Origin of the sequence: Neisseria sp. P0017.S009 (assembly GCF_051957375.1) — a bacterium.
GTDB lineage: Bacteria > Pseudomonadota > Gammaproteobacteria > Burkholderiales > Neisseriaceae > Neisseria > Neisseria perflava.
On record NZ_JBQCWL010000008.1, the window covers coordinates 26,633 to 47,276 of the forward strand.

Annotated in this window: 20 protein-coding genes and 2 tRNA genes; 10 read left to right on the forward strand and 12 right to left on the reverse strand. The window is 49.2% G+C overall.

Annotated elements, in window-relative coordinates; translation table 11 throughout:
- Position 1: 1 nt before the first annotated feature.
- On the forward strand, positions 2–448 hold the full coding sequence (locus ACTHTG_RS09715; RefSeq protein ID WP_004518807.1) for a DUF441 domain-containing protein: 447 nt from the start codon (positions 2–4) through the stop codon (positions 446–448).
- An 18-nt stretch (positions 449–466) separates the two neighbouring features.
- A tRNA-Arg gene (locus ACTHTG_RS09720) sits at positions 467–541 on the forward strand.
- A gap of 100 nt (positions 542–641) precedes the next feature.
- On the opposite strand, the gene ACTHTG_RS09725 is transcribed toward ACTHTG_RS09720, so the two are convergent.
- Together ACTHTG_RS09725 and ACTHTG_RS09730 are read right to left on the reverse strand one after the other, a co-directional pair.
- Positions 642–1,799, reverse strand: a complete 1,158-nt coding sequence (locus ACTHTG_RS09725) for an NnrS family protein (protein WP_039861842.1) — start codon at positions 1,797–1,799, stop codon at positions 642–644.
- Positions 1,800–1,885: 86 nt separating this feature from the next.
- Positions 1,886–2,266 (reverse strand): hemerythrin domain-containing protein, encoded by a 381-nt coding sequence (locus tag ACTHTG_RS09730; protein ID WP_070504337.1) that lies wholly within the window; start codon positions 2,264–2,266, stop codon positions 1,886–1,888.
- A 146-nt stretch (positions 2,267–2,412) separates the two neighbouring features.
- Between ACTHTG_RS09730 and ACTHTG_RS09735 the strand changes: the two genes are divergently transcribed.
- A complete protein-coding gene (locus tag ACTHTG_RS09735; RefSeq protein WP_004518811.1) occupies positions 2,413–2,871 on the forward strand; it encodes an RrF2 family transcriptional regulator in 459 nt (152 codons plus the stop codon).
- Positions 2,872–3,470: 599 nt separating this feature from the next.
- Here the strand turns inward: ACTHTG_RS09735 and ACTHTG_RS09740 are convergent.
- The 8 genes from ACTHTG_RS09740 to ACTHTG_RS09775 form a co-directional block, all read right to left on the reverse strand.
- A tRNA-Ile gene (locus tag ACTHTG_RS09740) sits at positions 3,471–3,546 on the reverse strand.
- 93 nt (positions 3,547–3,639) lie between these two features.
- Complete coding sequence (folP, locus tag ACTHTG_RS09745) at positions 3,640–4,491, reverse strand: dihydropteroate synthase (protein WP_070504331.1); 852 nt, start codon at positions 4,489–4,491, stop codon at positions 3,640–3,642.
- Positions 4,492–4,575: 84 nt separating this feature from the next.
- Positions 4,576–6,237, reverse strand: a complete 1,662-nt coding sequence (locus ACTHTG_RS09750; protein WP_308538512.1) for an electron transfer flavoprotein-ubiquinone oxidoreductase — start codon at positions 6,235–6,237, stop codon at positions 4,576–4,578.
- Between the two features lie 132 nt (positions 6,238–6,369).
- Positions 6,370–6,804, reverse strand: a complete 435-nt coding sequence (locus ACTHTG_RS09755) for an ExbD/TolR family protein (RefSeq protein WP_070588026.1) — start codon at positions 6,802–6,804, stop codon at positions 6,370–6,372.
- A gap of 3 nt (positions 6,805–6,807) precedes the next feature.
- Positions 6,808–7,467, reverse strand: coding sequence for a MotA/TolQ/ExbB proton channel family protein (locus tag ACTHTG_RS09760; RefSeq protein ID WP_049332314.1), 660 nt, complete (start codon positions 7,465–7,467; stop codon positions 6,808–6,810).
- Positions 7,468–7,569: 102 nt separating this feature from the next.
- On the reverse strand, positions 7,570–8,499 hold the full coding sequence (locus tag ACTHTG_RS09765) for an energy transducer TonB (protein ID WP_070588025.1): 930 nt from the start codon (positions 8,497–8,499) through the stop codon (positions 7,570–7,572).
- A 351-nt stretch (positions 8,500–8,850) separates the two neighbouring features.
- Positions 8,851–9,747 (reverse strand): tyrosine recombinase XerC, encoded by an 897-nt coding sequence (locus ACTHTG_RS09770; protein WP_308538513.1) that lies wholly within the window; start codon positions 9,745–9,747, stop codon positions 8,851–8,853.
- Between the two features lies 1 nt (position 9,748).
- Positions 9,749–10,177, reverse strand: coding sequence for an acyl-CoA thioesterase (locus ACTHTG_RS09775; RefSeq protein WP_070588022.1), 429 nt, complete (start codon positions 10,175–10,177; stop codon positions 9,749–9,751).
- A 150-nt stretch (positions 10,178–10,327) separates the two neighbouring features.
- On the opposite strand from ACTHTG_RS09775, the gene fba reads away from it, so the two are divergent.
- The gene (gene fba, locus ACTHTG_RS09780; protein WP_003686828.1) at positions 10,328–11,392 is read left to right on the forward strand and encodes a class II fructose-bisphosphate aldolase; all 1,065 of its coding nucleotides are present in this window, start codon (positions 10,328–10,330) and stop codon (positions 11,390–11,392) included.
- Between the two features lie 128 nt (positions 11,393–11,520).
- Positions 11,521–12,450, forward strand: coding sequence for a glycosyltransferase family 2 protein (locus tag ACTHTG_RS09785; protein ID WP_308538514.1), 930 nt, complete (start codon positions 11,521–11,523; stop codon positions 12,448–12,450).
- A gap of 64 nt (positions 12,451–12,514) precedes the next feature.
- On the opposite strand, the gene ACTHTG_RS09790 is transcribed toward ACTHTG_RS09785, so the two are convergent.
- Positions 12,515–14,191: a formate--tetrahydrofolate ligase gene (locus tag ACTHTG_RS09790; protein ID WP_308538515.1), complete on the reverse strand. Its 1,677-nt coding sequence runs from the start codon at positions 14,189–14,191 to the stop codon at positions 12,515–12,517.
- A 178-nt stretch (positions 14,192–14,369) separates the two neighbouring features.
- Between ACTHTG_RS09790 and ACTHTG_RS09795 the strand changes: the two genes are divergently transcribed.
- Positions 14,370–14,801, forward strand: a complete 432-nt coding sequence (locus ACTHTG_RS09795; RefSeq protein ID WP_003680126.1) for an EamA family transporter — start codon at positions 14,370–14,372, stop codon at positions 14,799–14,801.
- Positions 14,802–14,876: 75 nt separating this feature from the next.
- On the opposite strand, the gene ACTHTG_RS09800 is transcribed toward ACTHTG_RS09795, so the two are convergent.
- Entirely contained in the window at positions 14,877–16,019 is a 1,143-nt protein-coding gene (locus ACTHTG_RS09800) for an extracellular solute-binding protein (protein WP_004518822.1), read from the reverse strand.
- Positions 16,020–16,326: 307 nt separating this feature from the next.
- Between ACTHTG_RS09800 and rpsT the strand changes: the two genes are divergently transcribed.
- The 4 genes from rpsT (at position 16,327) to aspS (ending at position 20,627) form a co-directional block, all read left to right on the forward strand.
- Positions 16,327–16,590 (forward strand): 30S ribosomal protein S20, encoded by a 264-nt coding sequence (gene rpsT / locus ACTHTG_RS09805; RefSeq protein ID WP_002212556.1) that lies wholly within the window; start codon positions 16,327–16,329, stop codon positions 16,588–16,590.
- Between the two features lie 168 nt (positions 16,591–16,758).
- Positions 16,759–17,901, forward strand: coding sequence for a phospholipase A (locus tag ACTHTG_RS09810; RefSeq protein WP_308538516.1), 1,143 nt, complete (start codon positions 16,759–16,761; stop codon positions 17,899–17,901).
- A 151-nt stretch (positions 17,902–18,052) separates the two neighbouring features.
- Entirely contained in the window at positions 18,053–18,754 is a 702-nt protein-coding gene (locus ACTHTG_RS09815; RefSeq protein WP_308538517.1) for a DUF502 domain-containing protein, read from the forward strand.
- 64 nt (positions 18,755–18,818) lie between these two features.
- Positions 18,819–20,627 (forward strand): aspartate--tRNA ligase, encoded by a 1,809-nt coding sequence (gene aspS, locus ACTHTG_RS09820; RefSeq protein ID WP_004518826.1) that lies wholly within the window; start codon positions 18,819–18,821, stop codon positions 20,625–20,627.
- The last annotated feature ends 17 nt before the right edge of the window (positions 20,628–20,644 follow it).

Below are 20,644 nucleotides of genomic sequence, written 5' to 3' on the forward strand. Positions count from 1 at the left end.
GATGAATTTCAGCTTTGTCCCTTTGTTTCTGGTTACGCTGATTTTTTTGGGCGTCGTCAGCAACAACAACTCGATTACGATTTCGGCGGCGGTATTGCTGCTCATGCAGCAGACGGCCTTGTCGCAATATCTTCCCTTGGTGGAAAAACACGGTTTGCATCTGGGCATCATCCTGCTGACCATCGGCGTATTGAGTCCGTTGGTTTCCGGTAAAATCCAGATTCCGCCGGTTTCCGAGTTTATCAATTTCAAAATGATTGCTGCCGTCCTTATCGGCATTTTGGTTGCCTGGCTTGCCGGACGCGGCGTTCCATTGATGAGCGAACAGCCTGTTTTGGTAACCGGATTATTAATCGGCACGGTCATCGGCGTTGCCTTTGTCGGCGGCATTCCGGTCGGCCCTTTGATTGCCGCCGGCTTATTGTCTTTTTTTGCTGGAAAGGTTTAAAATCCCCTCCTTTACCGCCTCGCCATAGTTCAACGGATAGAACGTATGCCTCCTAAGCGTAAAATACAGGTTCGATTCCTGTTGGCGAGGCCACAGTTTCAAGAAAAGCCTTCATACTTTGAAAGGCTTTTTTATTATCAACAATAAAGGCCGTCTGAAACTTTTCAGACGGCCTTCTCATTTCGCCAAACCGTTAACCCGGACGACCATCCGAACGCGGACGGATCAGCCAAGGAATATATTTCCATGCGTACAACAGCAAAGAGGCGGCAAACAAAGCGGCGGAGCAACGAATACTGTGCGTGTATGCCGTACCGCTCACAAAGGTAGCCAAAACACGGACAACCGTTGCGGCAATCATCAGCCAAAAGGCGACAGGAACCACTTTAGGCGGCGGATAAATGGAGTTGCCGGTATGGCCAAGCGCAGTTCGCGCCATCATGCCCAAAGTCAGCACGCCGATACCGCCAACGCCGATAAGGTGCACACCCAAATTCAGGAAACTTGGAATCCAATAAGAAAGACCGACCGCAATCAAGCCCAAGCCAGTAAACAGATAGCCGGCAAACAAAATCCAAAGCATAGGCTCTTTCAGCACGGCTTTATACCACCAGCGGTACACCTGCACGGTAAAAATCACACCGGCAGCCAACGCAAACAACGCGGCCAGTCCCGGCAAAATGTTATGCGCCATCAGCATGGCGGTCAGCATAGGCAGCCAAAGTGAAGCATGCGCCACCCATTGAGGGCTGGGGATTTGCGGCACGTTCAGGCGTTTGGACGTAAAGAACGAGATAATCCGCATACCGATCAAACCAATAAAACCGGCCACCATAATCAAACCGGATTGCAAACCGGTCATCAGCGCAATGGCATCAAACGGCTGCACTTTCAGATGGAAGGCGAAATGGGTGCCGCCCAAAACAAAAATAGCGAACACGGCAACATAGTTGCGCTTGTTTTGAGAACGAATTACCGGCAAAGCCATGCATACCGCGCCATACCAGAAAAAGATCGTACCGAATATGCCGCTTGCCGTTACCCCCCAACCAGGAATAAACATACAAATGCGGGCCAACAGCCAAAATGCGGTCAAACCGGCCAAAGCCTTACCGCGTGTCGGCGGCTGGCCTGTCCAAGTCGCCACGGCCGTCAATAAAAATGCAATGACAACCAATCCGGCATAGCCCCAAATCATTTCATGGGCATGCCAATAAAAACCCGGCAACTCAGGCGTACCCTGAAAGCCGAAGCCCCAAAGCAGTATAGACAATGCGCCATACAAAGCCGCCAACGAATAAAACGGGCGGAAGGCCATTGCCCACACGGGATGTTTGAACAAATCGTTCATAGTGGTTCCTTCAATTTTTATATCATCATAAAACAGCAACAGAGGCCGTCTGAAACTTTTCAGACGGCCATCAATTCCCTTCCCTATTACACATTCTCAGGCAAAGGCAAAAAAGGTTCAATCGCAGGGAAAAGCTCGCGCTCCTCAAAGCGCGCATGATCGCGCAAAGTAACAGCAAACTCCTTATTCCATGATTCATTCATATATTCAGGATGCGCCATCATCGCGCGCAATTTGGCATGATCGCCTTCAAAACGCTGCCACAACGCAGGGGCAATTTTATCCCAATACGGCGCAAACATGGTTTCCTCTTCCAAAAAATGTGGCTCAAGCTCAATAAAATGAGGCTCCAGCTCCGCCTGATGGCTTTGATCGGGCGTACGCAGAAGACGGACACACAACGACAGCGAGCCATGATGTTCGCGGGAAAGTTCTATTAAGGCAGGATGGCGTTTCAAGGGCTTCATAAGTTCGTTATAATGGTAACAGTTTGTCAAACTGGATTAATTCAAATGTTTCAGATATTATGAAACCCAATCCCACATAAAGTCAAACAGCCCCTCTCCAAGTACTACGCTTTTGACATATAATAAAAATATCTAAAGAGCCAGCCATGTATCTGACCCAACATACCGATTACGGATTGCGCGTATTGGTTTATACCGCCATCAACGACGATACCCTCGTCAATATCGGCACCATTGCCGAGACTTACAATATTTCCAAAAGCCATTTGATGAAAGTAGTTACCTCATTAGTCAAAGGCGGTTTTCTGGTCAGTGTGCGCGGCAAAGGCGGCGGTTTACGCTTGGCAGACAATCCTGAAAACATCAATATCGGTGCAGTTGTACGCCATCTTGAGCCGATGCAGGTCGTCGAATGCATGGGCGATAACAACGAATGCCTCATCACCCCATCCTGCCGACTGACCGGTATCATCACCGGCGCCATCAAAGCCTTCTTCAATCATTTAGATCAATATTCACTACAAGATCTGCTGGACAAGCCGACTTACGACATACTTTATACACCGCGCATCCCAATCAACGAAATACGCGGAACGGCCGACTAAATCTTCAGGCCGTCTGAAAACAATCCAGCCATACTGAAATGGTATTACTTAAATAATTAAAAATACCGTCTGAAATGACGATTTTCAGACGGCATTGGTTTACAAAACACTCTACAGCTTAAATAGCTGACTTTCATTCGATAGGTTAATTTTTATACTAAATATGTCGAATATAAGACAATAGAAAAACCTAAAATAAGAATAATCATAGCAACCAATAAATTTATTCTTAATACTTTCAAATAAAATTTATTGGAGATTTTTTGCACTCCAAACAGCACCTTGAAAAAATTAAATTGCATTCTTCTAGCAATAAACAGATATTCAAAAAAACCCGCATTCATCCCTTCTAATTTTGATATTTTATATAGCATTACTAGATTAATGATAATTACAATAAAATACACAAATACTAAAAAAAACAGAAAATAAGGCAATAACTCCACCAAACTACTCCTTCTTTTTTAAAAAGAATTTTCCCTAAAAAACATATTGGACGACATAACCGAATTGCTATACTCGACATTATATTCCAACCCTTCACAAACCAATAAATACAAAAATGCCCGAAGCCAAAAGCCTCGGGCATTTTTAATATTTGGTGGGTCCGGTGGGTTTCGAACCCACGACCAAGGGATTATGAGTCCCCTGCTCTAACCCCTGAGCTACAGACCCGTCAAGAGTAGATGCGGATTATAGCATAACTTGTTGCTTGTTCAAGATGCCGAGCAAATGTTTCAGACGGCCTGTTGGTTTTCTATTCGGGTATTATGCCGATACGCCCAATGCTTCCCAAACTTTCAAAGCGTCCGATGTTGCTTTGACATCGTGAACACGGATGATTTGCGCGCCTCGGGCGACTGAGGCCAAAGCGGCTGCGACGCTGCCGTGTACACGTTTGGCGGCATCTTGTTCGCCTGTCAGTTCGCCAATCATACGTTTGCGAGATACGCCGATCAGAAGGGGGAATCCGGTTGCGTCCATCAGTTCAGGCAAATGTTGTATCAGGGTGATGTTGTGTTGCAGATTTTTGCCGAAACCGAAGCCGGGGTCTAGCGTGATGCGTTCAGGGGCAATGCCTGCTTGAACGCATTCTGCCGCGCGTACTTTTAAATAACGCGCGACTTCTTCGACGACATCTTGATATTGCGGATTCAGCTGCATGGTTTTGGGCAAACCCTGCATGTGCATGAGACACACGCCCGTCTTCGGCTGTCGCGCCAACAATGCGACTGCGCCTTCATCACTCAATGCGGCAACGTCGTTGATAATATCCACGCCGCCTTGCGCCAAGGCTTTTTTCATAATTGCCGTACGGCGCGTGTCCAAGCTGACGGGAACATTCCATTTGGCCACTTCCGCCAAAACCGGCTGTACCCTGGCCCATTCTTCTTCGAGAGAAACATCATCCGAACCCGGGCGGGTAGATTCGCCGCCGATATCGAGAATATCCGCACCGTCTTTCAGCAGCTGCTCAGCATGTGCCAATGCTATTGAGACATTTTGCGAATAGGTGCCGCCATCGGAAAATGAATCGGGGGTCAGATTGACGATGCCCATGATTTTCGGTTTGTCTAAGGCGATTTCAAATCGGCCTGCCTGCCAAATGTGCGTGTTCATAATGCTTCCATTGATGAAATAATAGGATAGAGGCCGTCTGAAACTTTTCAGACGGCCTTTAGGTTTTGACTTCAAAACAGTAAATTACATTCCGCCGTAATTCGGTCCGCTCGCGCCTTCGGGACAAATCCAAGTGATGTTTTGCGTCGGGTCTTTGATGTCGCACGTTTTGCAGTGAACACAGTTGGCGGCATTGATTTGCAGACGCGGGCTGCCGTTTTCTTCGACGATTTCATATACGCCGGCCGGACAATAGCGGGTTTCGGGCGAGGCATATTCTTTGTAGTTTACATCTATCATGACCTGCGGATTTTTCAGTACCAAATGGTCGGGCTGGTTTTCTTCGTGCGCAAGGTTGGCAAGGAAAACGCTACTCAAACGGTCGAAGGTCAAAACGCCATCGGGCTTCGGATAATCAATCGGCTTGCATTCGGCTGCTTTTTTGAGCTGCTCGTTGTCTTTGCCGTGATGTTTCAAGGTCCACGGGGCTTTGCCTCTGAAAATCATTTGGTCGATGCCGGTATAGATTGAGCCGAGGTAAACGCCCCATTTGAATGACGGACGGACATTGCGCGCGGCGTAAAGCTCTTGATACAGCCAGCTTTGTTCAAAGCGTTGCTGATAATCGGCCGCTTCTTTGCCGCTGTCAAAGCTTTCCACTTCTTCGAGATTTTCCAACATAGGAAACACGGCTTCTGCGGCGAGCATAGCGGATTTCATCGCGGTATGAATGCCTTTGATGCGTGGCATATTCAGGAAACCTGCGGCATCGCCGACCAAAACTCCGCCTTTGAACGAGAGTTTCGGCAGGCTTTGCAAACCGCCTTCAATCAGCGAACGCGCGCCATAAGCGATACGGCGGCCGCCTTCAAAGGTTTTGCGGATTTCAGGATGGGTTTTGAAACGTTGGAACTCTTCAAACGGCGACAGATAAGGGTTTTGATAATCCAAGCCGACCACAAAGCCGACAGCGACTTTGTTGTCGTCAAAATGATAAATAAACGAGCCGCCATAGGTTTTGCTGTCCAACGGCCAGCCTGCACTGTGCATCACCAAACCGGGCTGATGTTTTTCAGACGGCACTTCCCAAATTTCTTTAATGCCCAAGCCGTAAGTTTGCGGCTCGCTGTTTTGGTCGAGCTTAAATTGTTCAATGACTTGCTTGGAAAGCGAGCCGCGACAGCCTTCGGCAAATATGGTTTGCTGCGCCCAAAGCTCCATGCCTGGCTGGAATGAATCGGTCGGTTCACCGTCTTTGCCCACGCCCATATTGCCGGTCGCAATGCCTTTGACCGAACCATCTTCGTGATAAAGCACTTCGGCGGCGGCAAAGCCCGGATAGATTTCCACGCCCAAATTTTCCGCCTGCTCCGCCAGCCAGCGGACAACTTCTCCCAAGCTGGCGATGTAATTTGCATGGTTGTCGAAATTAGGGGTAATCGGCAGGTTGAACGCTTTTTTCTCGGTCAGGAACACAACCCTGTCCTTCGTCACTGTACGCGTCAGCGGCGCACCTTTTTCTTTCCAATCAGGAATCAGCTCATTCAAAGAAATCGGATCGATGATGGCACCGGCCAGCGAGTGCGCACCGGCCTCCGAACCCTTCTCCACCACGCAAACGCTGATTTCGCGTCCATTCTTTTCGGCAAGCTGCTTGAGTTTGATGGCGGCAGACAAACCCGACGGGCCTGCGCCGACAATCACGACATCGTATTGCATACTGTCGCGCTCGATGGTTTCTGTCATAGTGGTTCCTGTATTGTCATTATTCAATTTAATCCGCTAATTATACAGCCTGGACATATAGTTACCAAATACAACAAAAGGCCGTCTGAAAGTCAATCAAGCTTTCAGACGGCCTTTACTGTGTTCAAAAGATTACTGCGCTTTGGTTTCCGTTACAAAACCAATTTTGCTGATACCGGCTTCGCGCGCCGCTTGCAGGGCTTGGTTGACATAATCGTATTCAACCGCTTTATCCGCCGCAATCGCCACAATCACATCTTCGTTTTTCGCTTTGGCTTCTTTCAGCTTGGCAGTTACCGTTGCTAAATCCACTTTGTTATCCGAATCGCCGCCAACGACATAAGCACCATTGGCATCAATGCTCAAACGCAAAGGATCTTTAGGCTGCTTATCCTCTTTCGCCGCTTTTTCCGAAGCAGTCGGCAACTCCAAAGGAATCGAGTGGGTCAGCACCGGCATGGTAATCATAAATACAATCAGCAACACCAGCATCACATCCACCAAAGGTGTCACATTGATATCCGACATCGGCGCATCATCGCCGGAATTCATTGATCCGAAAGCCATGGTTTAATCCTTTTGGTTCAGCAGGCGGACATGCAGGTCATGTGCAAATGCGTCCATATCTTGCGCGATGGTTTTTGTACCGCGATTGAGGAAGTTGTATGCCAATACAGCAGGAATCGCTACAAACAGGCCGACGGCAGTCGATACCAAAGCCTCACCAATCGGACCGGCTACCGCAGCAATGCTCATTTGACCGCTTTCGCTGATGCCGATCAGGGCATGGTAAATACCCCAAACAGTACCCAACAGACCGATAAATGGAGCGGTTGCGCCGATAGAGGCCAAAGCAGTCATACCGTAGTCGAACTGGCGCATAGTTTGGGACATGCTGTTGCGGATGTGAACAACCAAGTATTCGTTCAAAGGCAATTCGTCAATCAGCGATTTACTTGTCGTTTGACGGTAGTTTTGGTATGCGCGCAGAGACTCATCGGCAACATTGCTCATCGGTGCTTCTACCGCTTTGGCTTTTTGTACGGCATCGGCCAGCGTAAACGCATTCAACATCAACTCTTTTACCTGAGCATTGCCTTTTTTCGCTTTGCGGTATTTGATGCAGCGGATCACAATGACACTCCAAGTCACCACACTCATCAACAACATCAGGACAAATACACCAATCAGTACCACATCACCTGATTTGAAAACTAAACTTAAATCCATAATTTTTCCAAGTTAAAAATAAAATTAAAATTTCTATCGGGTCATTTAAAAATATTTCCCAACAGCATATATTTTCCAATCAATCAGCTTAGTCCTAGATACTTATTCAAGCGTGAATTTGACAGGTACTTTAAATTCAGTCCAAACACTTGCATGACAGCTACCATCTTTAACGGCTTTACGCGCTGCATTATCCAGACGACTATAACCACTTGATTTATTCACACTAATTGAATCCACTTTACCGCCGGGACCAACCAAGACTTTCAAAACAACCAAGCCCTCTTCGCCATTTTCAGTGGACAGTGAAGGATACGGAGGTCTCGGAATATGGCAGGTTCCTTTTGCCGGATTGCCTTTACTGCTGCCGGCACCTGTACCGCTGCCACCACCTCCGCCACCGGTACCGGAGCCATGTTCGCCTTTCGCACCACCACTGCCGGATCCGCTGCCTTCGCCACGGCCGCTGCCTGTACCTTTCGTACCGCCGCCGTTGCCTTTCCCTTCTCCGCCCAAGGCTTTGCCTTCGCCGTTGCCTTTACCGTTTTCAGCAGTATTCGGCCCGGTTTTGCTGCCTGAGTATTCAGATGCTTTGGGAGACGGTTTAGGTTCTGCCTTCGGCTCTGGTTTTGGTTCAGGTTTTGGTTCGGGCTTCGGCTCAGGTTTGGGTTCCGGCTTAGGCTCGGGCTTAGGTTTCTCGATAGGTTTCGGTTTTTCCTTTTGCTGTACGATATCCGCTTTTTCTTTTTTCGTTACCACAGGTTTGATAACAGGTTTGGGCGGCTCGACAGGCTTAGGTTTGGGTTTTGGCTTGGGTTTCGGTTGTTCGGGGGTTGGCTCGGGTGCGGCAGGTGCGCCTTCGCCTTCAGGGCTGCCGTCGCCACCGCCGAAATCGCCTAAATCGACAAATTCAATATTCGCCATTTCGACAGGAGGCGGTTTGTGCGCGTGCCATAAAAGTGCAACCAAGCCGACGTGAATCAACGCAACGGAAGTCACGACGGCTGGAGTTAAAATTCGTTTTTTATCCATAATTCCGTTATGTTAATAGCAACAATTCCCGTTTGCAAGTCGTTTTACAGTCAAAATAAGCATTAATGCTTATAGAGAAAGTTTATAGACCTGCTGTTTTAAAGGCTGCATATCATAATATGATATTAGCTCTCATTACTAATATTATCAAACAAAAGGTAGTTTTAAAAGATAAGCGGTAAGTCAAAACAGCCTATTCTTCCGGCGTTTATGCTATCCGCACATTAAACCAACATCCGAAACCTCGTCAGACCGATAAAAATTCAAATGGTTTCAAATTATCTTGTATTTTTATCCATAAAACATCAGGCCGTCTGAAAACGCTCTTCAGACGGCCTGACTCAAACAAAATCATTTTTTCCGTTTCGCCCTTGGGTGCGCCTCATCATAAACACGCGCCAAATGGTCGAAATCCAGCTTGGTATAAACTTGCGTAGCGGAAAGATTGCTGTGCCCCAACAATTCCTGCACAGCACGGATATCGCCCGATGCCTGCAAAAGATGGGTCGCATAGCTGTGGCGCATCATGTGCGGCGAGATATGGCTGGCACTGCCCACGCGCACTGCCCACGCCTGCAGGCGTTTTTGAATTTGACGTTGCCCCAGCCTGCTGCCGTTCTTATTGGTGAACAAGGCCTGCTCGCCCTCTTTAGCAATACGCACCGCCAGATAATCGCGCAATGCCGCAATGCTCTTGCCCACCAAAGGCACTTGCCGCTGCTTGCCGCCTTTACCCTTCACACTGACCCAGCCTTCGTCCAAAACGATACCGTCCAGATTCAAACCTTGTATCTCGCTCAGGCGCAAACCGCTACCATACATCAATTCAAACATGGCCTTATCGCGTACGTCCAACTCGTCATCAACAGGCGCATGGTCAAGGATATGGTTTAAAGGTTCTTGCGGCAGCGCTTTGGGCAGGCGTTCGGGCAGGCTCGGCGCTTTCATATTAAATGTCGGATCGCTTTCCATGACTTCTATCTGCACCAGCCAACTGCAATACTGCCGCCATACCGACAATTTCCGCGCCAAGCTGCTTTCGCTCAAGCCCTTTTGCGACAGCTTTTTCAATACCGCCACAAAATCACGGCGCGTCGGCAGACCGTTTTCCAGATTATCGGGCAATAGGCGCATCAATTCACTCAAATCGCGCCGATAAGCGGAAACGGTATGCTCCGACTTGCCTTGTTGCAGCAAGGTTTTCAGATAGCGTTCAAGATGAAGCGCAAAATTATTTGATTCCGCCATTTCAGACGGCCTCCAATGCTGCTTTCAAGGCCGAAGGCAGACGGCAGACGCGTTGTTTGCCATAATCAAAACACACCATGCCTGTCTGTACTTTCGCCAGCACAAGGCCGTCTGAAATCCTGCGGATACGGTACAACAAAGAAAAGCCCACACCGGCCATGCCTGCCGCCCCCATTTCTACCGACAGCTCATCGCCATGATGACCTTGCGCCAAATACTGCACCGCCGCATCCGCCATAATCAGGCCTGCCCCTCCAGCATCCATTTCGCTCCAACCCAGCTTCGCCAACCAACGCATCCGCACTTCATGGCACAAACGCAACACAGCATCGTTCGCCAAATGGCCGCCATAGTTCACATCGCCCACCTGCACCGTCAAGGCCGTCTGAAACAAAGGCTTATCACACTTGGCCACCGAAATCCTATCCATTTTGCACACCCGTTTTCAATACCACGCCATTATAAACCGAGACCCTGTTCGTTAATATATAAAAACAATGTAGCAGCTTGTAGTTTTTCATTTCAAAAAACATTATAATTTATCGGATAAATTTACCCTTCACTACTTCAGGAGCTTCTCATGGCACTCGTATCCATGCGCCAATTATTGGACCATGCTGCCGAAAACAGCTACGGTCTGCCCGCATTCAACGTTAACAACCTCGAACAGATGCGCGCCATCATGGAGGCGGCCGACCAAGTCAACGCCCCCGTTATCGTTCAAGCATCCGCAGGCGCACGCAAATACGCAGGTGCCCCATTCCTGCGCCATCTGATTTTGGCCGCAGTTGAAGAATTCCCGCACATCCCTGTCGTAATGCACCAAGACCACGGCGCATCTCCTGATGTGTGCCAACGCTCCATCCAACTGGGCTTCTCCTCTGTGATGATGGACGGCTCGCTGATGGAAGACGGCAAAACCCCTTCTTCTTACGAATACAACGTCAACGCCACCCGTACCGTCGTTAACTTCTCCCACGCTTGCGGCGTGTCCGTCGAAGGCGAAATCGGCGTATTGGGCAACCTCGAAACCGGAGAAGCCGGCGAAGAAGACGGCGTCGGCGCAGTGGGCAAACTTTCCCACGACCAAATGCTGACCAGCGTCGAAGATGCCGTACGTTTCGTTAAAGATACCGGCGTTGACGCATTGGCTATTGCCGTCGGTACCAGCCACGGTGCATACAAATTCACCCGTCCGCCCACAGGCGACGTATTGCGTATCGACCGCATCAAAGAAATCCACCAAGCCCTGCCCAACACCCACATCGTGATGCACGGTTCCAGCTCCGTTCCGCAAGAATGGCTGAAAGTCATCAACGAACACGGCGGCAAAATCGGTGAAACCTACGGCGTACCGGTTGAAGAAATCGTCGAAGGCATCAAACACGGTGTCCGCAAAGTCAACATCGATACCGACTTGCGCCTCGCCTCTACCGGCGCCATCCGCCGCTTCATGGCAGAAAACCCATCCGAATTCGACCCGCGCAAATACTTGAGCAAAACCGTCGAAGCCATGAAACAAATCTGTCTTGACCGCTACCTCGCATTCGGTTGCGAAGGCCAAGCCGACAAAATCAAACCGATTTCTTTGGAAAAAATGGCAACCAAATACGCCAAAGGCGAATTGAACCAAATCGTTAAATAATCCGTATCTCGGATTCACACTAAGGCCGTCTGAAAACTTGAAAATAAGGTTTCAGACGGCCTTAGCTTTTGGGAAATTTATAGTAAAATCTTCCACCGACTACACATCAAAACACATCGAAAACAAACATGAAACTCGCCGTTATTTTGCCGGCCTATTGTGCCGAAGCTTATTTGCCCGAATGCTTGGATTCGGTATTGAATCAAACATTCCGCGACTTTTTCGTCATCGCCATCAACGATGCTTCAACAGACAAAACCGGTGAAATCCTCGAGGCTTACGCAGCCAAAGATTCACGTTTGCAGGTTTTCCACCTTCCGGAAAACAGGGGCGAGCCGTTTGCCTGCCAATTTGCCATGAATATGCTCAAAGGCGTAGAGGTCGAATATGTGGCACGAATGGACGCGGACGATATTTGCGCCTTGGATCGTTTTGAAAAACAGATTCAGTTTTTAGACAGCCATCCCGAAATCGATATTGTCGGCAGCCAAGCCACCATCTTTTTCGACGACCAAACCGGAAGAGAACCCGTTTTAAGCGACCTCCCCCTACTCGACAAAGACATTAAAGCCTTTCTCTCCTTTGCCGCCCAAAACATGTTCAACCCCACCACCATGTGGCGGCACGATAGCATTAAAAACCTTGGGATAAACTACACCGCGACAGAAACCGCTCCCGATTTCCATATGTGGGTACAATGCGCCCTACATGGCAAAACCTTTGCCAACCTGCCCGAGTCTTTGTTGTCATACAGGATACACACAACTCAAGAAAGCAAAAAAAGAGACAAAATCAACAGATCCGTCCAATACACCATGGAACTGTGGATCAGTCATCTCTTCCCTGATTTAAACGCGACGGAAGTAACGCTCTTAAGCCGCATCTTGTACGAAAAGCAACTGCGCTTGACCACTGAAGAGCTTAAAACCATTTTTGCCGCGTATGACAGAATCAGCAAAGACCGCAGCATTTCTTTGTTTGGCGAAGACCGCAATACGATGTTCGACATGATGGACAATTTCTTCAATTTCTTAAAAAGCCGGTTGAAATTCACTTAAATTATAAAAGGCCGTCTGAAACCTCGTTTCAGACGGCCTTTATCTATTTCAAAATCAATCTAAATCAGAACAAGCCGTGAATCACGCCTTCTGCGTCCACATCAATTTTCTCGGCAGCCGGAACTTTCGGCAGACCCGGCATCTTCATCATATTGCCGCACAAGGCAACAATGAAGCCCGCACCGGAAGAAACGGTAATGCCGCGCACGGTAATGCGGAAGCCTTCAGGGCAGCCCAAAAGTTTGGCGTTGTCGCTCAAAGAATATTGGGTTTTCGCCATGCAGACCGGCATTTTGTCCAAGCCCAGTTTTTCCAGTGAAGCGATTTCGGCAGACGCTTCCGCGCTGAAATCAACATCTTCCGCACCATACACTTTTTGGGCAATCGCACGGATTTTGTCTTTAATGCTCAACTCAACATCGTAGGCAAACTTGAAGTTATTCGGTTGGTTTTCGATGGCGTTGACGACTTTGTGCGCCAAGTCTGCACCACCCGCGCCGCCTTTGCCCCATACTTCGGTCAGAGAAACTTCAACGCCGTGTTCCGCACAGGCTTTTTCAATCATGGCCAACTCGGCATCGGAGTCGGACACGAAGCGGTTGATGGCAACCACCACAGGCAGGCCAAATACGTTTTTCAGGTTGGAAATGTGTTTCAGCAGATTAGGCAGGCCTTTTGCCAACGCTTCGAGGTTTTCTTCTCCGAGGTTGGCACGCTCCACGCCGCCGTTATATTTCAAAGCGCGGACAGTGGCCACGACAACAGCCGCATCAGGTTTCAAATCTGCCAGACGGCATTTGATGTCGCAGAATTTTTCCGCGCCCAAATCCGCGCCGAAGCCTGCTTCGGTAACGGCGTAATCGGCAAGGTGTTTCGCCAAACGGGTAGCCGTTACAGAGTTACAGCCGTGGGCGATGTTGGCGAACGGACCGCCGTGTACAAAAGCCGGAGTACCTTCGATGGTTTGTACCAAGTTAGGCTTAATCGCATCTTTGAGCAATGCCGCCATCGCGCCATTCGCTTTCAAATCTTTGGCGTAAACAGGGCTGCCGTCTTTAGCGTAAGCGACAAGGATGTTGCCCAAACGCTCTTTCAAATCACTGATGTCTTTGGCAAGACAGAATACCGCCATCACTTCGGAGGCAACGGTAATGTCAAAACCATCGGGGCGCATCACGCCGTCAACAGGTTTACCCATGCCGTCGATGATGTTGCGCAACTGACGATCGTTCATATCGACCACGCGACGCCACAGCACACGTTTCGGATCGATATTCAACTCGTTGCCTTGATAGATATGGTTATCAAGCATGGCAGCGAGCAAGTTATTCGCCGCGCCGATGGCGTGAAAGTCGCCGGTAAAGTGCAGGTTAATGTCTTCCATCGGCAAAACTTGGGCATAGCCGCCGCCTGCCGCACCACCTTTAACACCAAACACCGGACCCAAAGAAGGCTCGCGCAGGGCGATAACCGAGTCTTTGCCGATATGGCGCAATGCGTCCGCCAAACCGATGGTTACGGTGGTTTTACCCTCACCCGCAGGAGTCGGATTAATGGCGGTAACCAAAATCAGACGGCCTTGTTTTTCCGGCAGCTTGAATGCCTCGGCAGGATTGATTTTGGCTTTGTAATGACCATAGGGCTCGATGTTGTCAACGTTCAAACCCAGCTTGGCGGCAATTTCACCAATCGGGCGCATGGTGGAAGACTGGGCAATTTCAGCATCGGTTTTGAAGCTCATGATTTTCCTTTATTGAGAGAGGGAAAGGCCGTCTGAAACAATATAATAAAGACGGCTGGAAGAAAAAGAATATTAGTTCTATTATAGCGTTTTCCAAAGACAAACCGCAGTGAAAATTTCGATATTTCATCAACAAGCGGATTCATATTGTCAACAATTTGAAACAAAGGAATAAAACATGAGCAGTAACGCATGGCTGTTTTGGGCATTGGCATCGGCAGGCTTCGCCTCATTGACCGCCATTTTCGCCAAAATGGGTTTACAGGGCATAGATTCAGATTTCGCCACCTTTATCCGCACCTTGGTCATCCTCGCCGCTTTGGTATTGTTTTTAACCTACACCGGCAAATGGCAGGGTGTGAACGGCTTTACCGGCCGCAACTGGACATTCCTCATCCTATCCGGCCTCGCTACCGGCGCATCTTGGCTTGCCTACTTCAAAGCCCTGCAACTGGGCAACGCCTCACAAGTCGCGCCCGTCGACAAATTCAGCCTGGTCTTGGTTGCCCTGATGGCCGTCGTTTTCTTAGACGAGCGCCCAAGCACGCAGGAATGGATAGGCTTAGGCTTGGTAACCGCAGGCGTATTGACTTTGGCTTTGAAACGATAAAAATTGGGACATCAAAAAAGGCCGTCTGAAAAATTTCAGACGGCCTTTGCTTTGCTTCAAACAATCAGCTCACAATTAATTTGAACCGACTTTGATTTTTTGCCACAAGTTGACAGACAGTTTTTTCGCATCTGCGCTCATTTGAGGCATGACGAAACCGTCTTTCATGTCTTGCTCGTTCGGGAAAATAGAACGTGTATTCACCAGCTCTGCAGGCATTTTTTCGCGTGCCGGTTTGCTGGCCGGTGCGAAGGTCACGGCAATACCGTTTTTCGCAGCCACTTCGGGATCAAGTGTGTAGTTGATGTATTTGTGGGCATTAGCGATGTTTTTTGCATCAGCCGGAATCAACCAAGATTCAATCCAGAAGCCCATGCCTTTCGGTGTCAACACTTCAATGCCGACGTTGTTTTTCACTTCTTCGGAACGCGCTTTGGCCAAGTTCAAGTCGCCGCCGTTACCTGCCGCCAAGCAGATATCGCCGCGCGCCAATTCGTCAATGATGGAAGGGCTGAAACGTTTCACGTCAGGACGGATAGACTTCAACACTTCCGCCGCCGCTTTCAAATCTTCAGGATTCGAGCCTTTAGGATCTTTACCCAAGTAGTTCAACAAGATTGGGAACATTTCGCTCGGGGTATCCCACAAAGCGATGCCACAAGATTTCAGCTTGTTGGTGTATTCGGGTTTGAACAGCAAATCCCAGCCGTTTTCAGGCAATTTTCCGCCCAAAAGCTCTTTGCCCTTCGCCGTAATCGCAATCGTATTCACACCTGAGAAGTATGGAACGGCGTATTGATTGCCAGGGTCGGCGGTTTCCAACATCTTCAGCAATTCAGGGTCGATGTTTTTGTAGTTCGGAATCAGATCCTTATTGATTTTTTGGTATGCACCTGCCTCAATTTGGCGCGGCAGGAAGGCAATACCGGGTACAACCAAGTCATAGCCGGATTTGCCGGTCAGCATTTTGGCTTCCAACGTTTCGTTGTTTTCATACAAATCGTAAGTCAGCTTCAAATTGTTGGTTTTTTTGAAGTCTTCGACTGTACTTTCGTCAACGTAGTTTGACCAGTTGTAGATATTCAAAGTATCGGTGGCGGCTGCTTCGGTATTGGCAGCAGGCGCGCTGCCTGCTTGAGGTTGCTCGGCTTTTTTCTCGCCACCGCCGCACGCGGCCAAAGACAATGCGGCCAATACGGCTAATACGGATTTTTTCATACGGGCAGATTCCTGATGAAAGAGTGGTTAATGTCAATAAATAAGAAACCCTGCACCCCATAAACACCCCGGCGCAGAGTTAGGTTATTGTAATGGAAACGTAAGCAAACGCAAAGCAATATCCATCTGATTTTTATTGAAATAAGGCAAAGCAACACCATCTTTTTACCAAAAGCGTTGCACCGGCTGTAGTTTTTGGGCAAAATACGGCTGATTTGCGCGCGTTATAGAGAAAAAGCTTGCATATAAGGAAATCTGTCTTTAAAATTGCGCGTTTACAGAATTTATTTTTCAGGAGATATTCAATATGGCAAACAGCGCACAAGCCCGCAAACGTGCCCGCCAGTCGGTTAAACAACGCGCCCACAACGCCAGCCTGCGTACTGCATTCCGTACCGCTGTGAAAAAAGTGTTGAAAGCAGTTGAAGCCGGCGACAAAGCTGCTGCTCAAGCAGTTTACCAAGAATCCGTTAAAGTCATCGACCGCATCGCTGACAAAGGCGTATTCCACAAAAACAAAGCAGCCCGTCATAAAAGCCGTCTGTCTGCTAAAGTAAAAGCTTTGGCTTAATACTGACGCAGATGCCGGAAATCCTGACAACCAAAGCAGGATAATCGAGCTGATACGATGCCCCTGAGGTCTTGCCTTTCAGGGGCATTGCCGTATTCACACTCCAAACCGACTAAATAAAACCATTTACCCTTTCATCAGGCCGTCTGAAAAACAACGGAAACTCTCATGAACAAGATGTTGAAACATTCCCTAAGTATCGGATTCATTGCCTCCGCCCCACTGGCTGCCGCCGAAACCGCCGCCCTACACTGCACCACCATTCAAGACAACGCCACCCGTTTGGCGTGTTACGACAACATCTACTCGGCGCAACTTCCCCCTCAATCCCCACTGCCGCAAGCGCAAACCGAAACCGCCAAAACACCGGTTGACCTCGAACAAAGCATCCGTAAGAGCATTGAGAAAAAAGAAGCTGCCATCGTATTCGACAACCCTACCCATCCGAATATTTCAGACGACGTATTAAGCGAAACTGCCGACAGCTACACGCCTTTAAGCCTGATGTACGATTTGGATAAAAACGACACACGCGGCCTGTTGAGCGTACGCGAGCATAATCCTATGTACCTCATGCCCGTTTGGTACAACAGCAGCCCCAACTACTACCCGGAATCCCCCAGTCGCGGCGTAACCACGCAGGAAAAATTCAGCGAGCAGAAACGCCTCGAAACCAAAATGCAGGTTTCCTTCAAAAGCAAGATTGCCGAAGATTTATTCAAAACCCGTGCCGACGTATGGTTTGGCTATACCCAAAAATCCGACTGGCAAATCTTCAACCAAGGCCGCAAATCCGCTCCGTTCCGCAACACCGACTACGAGCCTGAAATCTTCATTACCCAACCTGTTAAAGCAGACCTGCCTTTCGGCGGCAAACTGCGCATGGTTGGCGCAGGTTTTGTTCACCAATCCAACGGTCAAAGCCGCCCCGAATCCCGCTCATGGAACCGGGTTTACGCCATGGCCGGCATGGAATGGGGCAAGCTGACCGTTATTCCTAGAGTCTGGATGCGCGCCTTCGACCAAAAAGGAGACGACGACGACAATCCGGACATCAACAAATACATGGGCTACGGCGACTTGAAAGTCCAATACCGCCTCAATGACAAACAAAATGTTTATTCCGTCCTGCGTTACAACCCGAAAAGCGGACGCGGTGCCGTTGAAGCTGCTTATACCTTCCCAATTAAAGGCAAACTCAAAGGCGTTGTCCGCGGTTTCCATGGCTACGGCGAAAGCCTGATTGACTACAACCACAAACAAAACGGCATCGGCTTCGGCCTGATGTTCAACGACTGGGATGGAATCTAATTCCCTTATATTGTTCCAGACGGCCTGTGCAATCAAAGCGGCCGTCTGAAACAACAAAACAAAACACGCCACTCGTTTAAAATACTCGTTTCCTAGCGCCCAAACGCGTATAATGCAAAGTTTGGGCAAAACTTGCCGGAATGAAACAAAGATGACAGAAGCAGCAGCCGAAAGCGGAAAAATCGCCAAGGCTTTAAAGAAATACCTGATTACAGGCGTACTGGTTTGGTTGCCAATTGCCGTAACCATCTGGGCGATGACCTACATCATATCCGCCGCCGACAGACTGATCAGCCTATTGCCAGAAAGCTGGCAGCCCCAGCATTTCTGGGGATTCAACATACCTGGTTTGGGCATTGTTGCCGCCACCGTCGTCTTGTTCGTTACCGGCGTATTTGCCGCCAACGTTTTAGGCAGACGGATTCTCGGCGCATGGGACAGCCTTTTGGGACGCATTCCCGTCGTCAAATCCATCTATTCCAGCGTTAAAAAAGTTTCCGAATCCCTGCTCTCCGACAGCAGCCGCTCGTTCAAAACCCCCGTACTGGTTCCCTTTCCACAACCAGGCATTTGGACGATAGCCTTTGTTTCCGGCCATATCCCCGACAAACTCAAAGGCAGCCTGCCGCAAGATGACGACTATATTTCCGTTTACGTCCCAACCACGCCCAACCCGACCGGCGGCTATTACATCATGGTTAAAAAAAGCGACGTTCGCGAGCTGGACATGAGTGTGGATCAGGCATTGAAATATGTAATTTCGCTGGGCATGGTGATGCCGGACGACTTACCGGTTAAAGCCCTACCCGCCCAAAAACCGTCTGAAGACGGTGATGCCGAACATAACAATTAAGGTCTTCTTTTTTCAGACGGCCTTTCCTTCTTTTTCAAATTGAACAATATAAAAAGGTGATTTTATGCGTACCAACTATTGCGGCCTTATCAGCGAGCAATACTTAGACCAAACCGTTACCGTCAAAGGCTGGGTACACCGCCGACGCGACCACGGCGGTGTGATTTTTATCGACCTGCGCGACCGCGAAGGCATCGTTCAAGTCGTTATCGACCCTGACACTCCGGAAGCATTTGCCGCTGCCGACTCTTCCCGCAACGAATACGTTTTGAGCATTACCGGTCGCGTACGCAATCGTCCTGAAGGTACCACCAATGACAAAATGATTTCCGGCAAAATCGAAATCCTTGCCAAAGAAATTGAAGTTTTGAACGCTGCCGCTACGCCTCCGTTCCAAATCGACGATGAAAACATCAGCGAAAACGTTCGCCTGACCAACCGCGTTATCGACTTGCGCCGTCCAGCCATGCAACGCAACCTGCGCCTGCGTTACCAAGTAGCCATGGGCGTTCGCCGCTACTTGGACGCACAAGGCTTCATCGACATTGAAACACCGATGCTGACCCGCTCCACCCCGGAAGGCGCGCGCGACTACCTCGTACCAAGCCGCGTTCATCCGGGCGAATTCTTCGCGCTGCCGCAATCTCCACAATTGTTCAAACAATTGCTGATGGTTGCCGGTTTCGACCGTTACTACCAAATCACCAAATGTTTCCGTGACGAAGACTTGCGTGCCGATCGCCAACCTGAATTTACTCAAATCGACTTAGAAACCTCGTTCTTGAACGAGGATGAAATCATGGACATCACTGAAGGCATGGCCAAACAAGTCTTCAAAGATGCTTTAAACGTAGATTTGGGCGACTTTCCTCGCATGCCTTACTCTGAAGCCATGTTCTACTACGGCTCTGACAAACCGGATATGCGCATCAACTTGAAATTCACCGAGTTGACCGACCTAATGAAGACCGAAGAATTCAAAGTCTTCCGTGGTGCAGCCGACATGAAAGGCGGCCGCGTAGTCGCTCTGCGCGTGCCTAACGGTGCGAAATTCAGCCGCAAAGAGATCGACGAATATACTAAATTTGTCGGCATCTACGGCGCAAAAGGTCTGGCATACATCAAAGTAAACGATGTCAGCAACCTCTCCAACGGCGAAAACAGCGGCCTGCAATCTCCAATCGTGAAATTCCTGTCCGAAAACGCCCTGAAAGAAATCATCGAGCGTACCGGCGCGCAAAACGGCGACATCATCTTCTTTGGCGCAGACAAAACCAAAGTTGTGAACGAAGCCATCGGCGCATTGCGTATTAAAGTCGGCTTGGAACACGGTAAAGACAACGGCTACTTCGTAGACGAATGGAAACCTTTGTGGGTTGTCGATTTCCCAATGTTCGAATACGACGAAGAAGCCAACCGCTACGTAGCCGTACACCATCCGTTTACAGCGCCTAAAGAAGGTCATGAAGACCTGATGGTTTCCGACCCTGCAAACTGCCTGGCCCGTGCCTACGACATGGTATTGAACGGCTGGGAAATCGGCGGCGGCTCTATCCGTATCCACCGCGCAGACGTACAAGAGAAAGTGTTTGCCGCGCTGAAAATCAGCCCTGAAGAGCAACAAGAGAAATTCGGCTTCCTCTTGGACAACCTGAAATTCGGCGCGCCTCCGCACGGCGGCCTTGCATTCGGCCTCGACCGTCTGGTTACCCTGATGACCGGTGCAGAATCTATCCGCGACGTGATTGCCTTCCCAAAAACACAACGTGCACAATGTCTGCTGACCAATGCACCTAATGTGGTCGACGACAAACAACTTCGCGAGTTAAGCCTACGTCTGCGTCAGAAAGCAGTTGAAACAAAAGAAGCATAATTTACCGGCTTAACCTT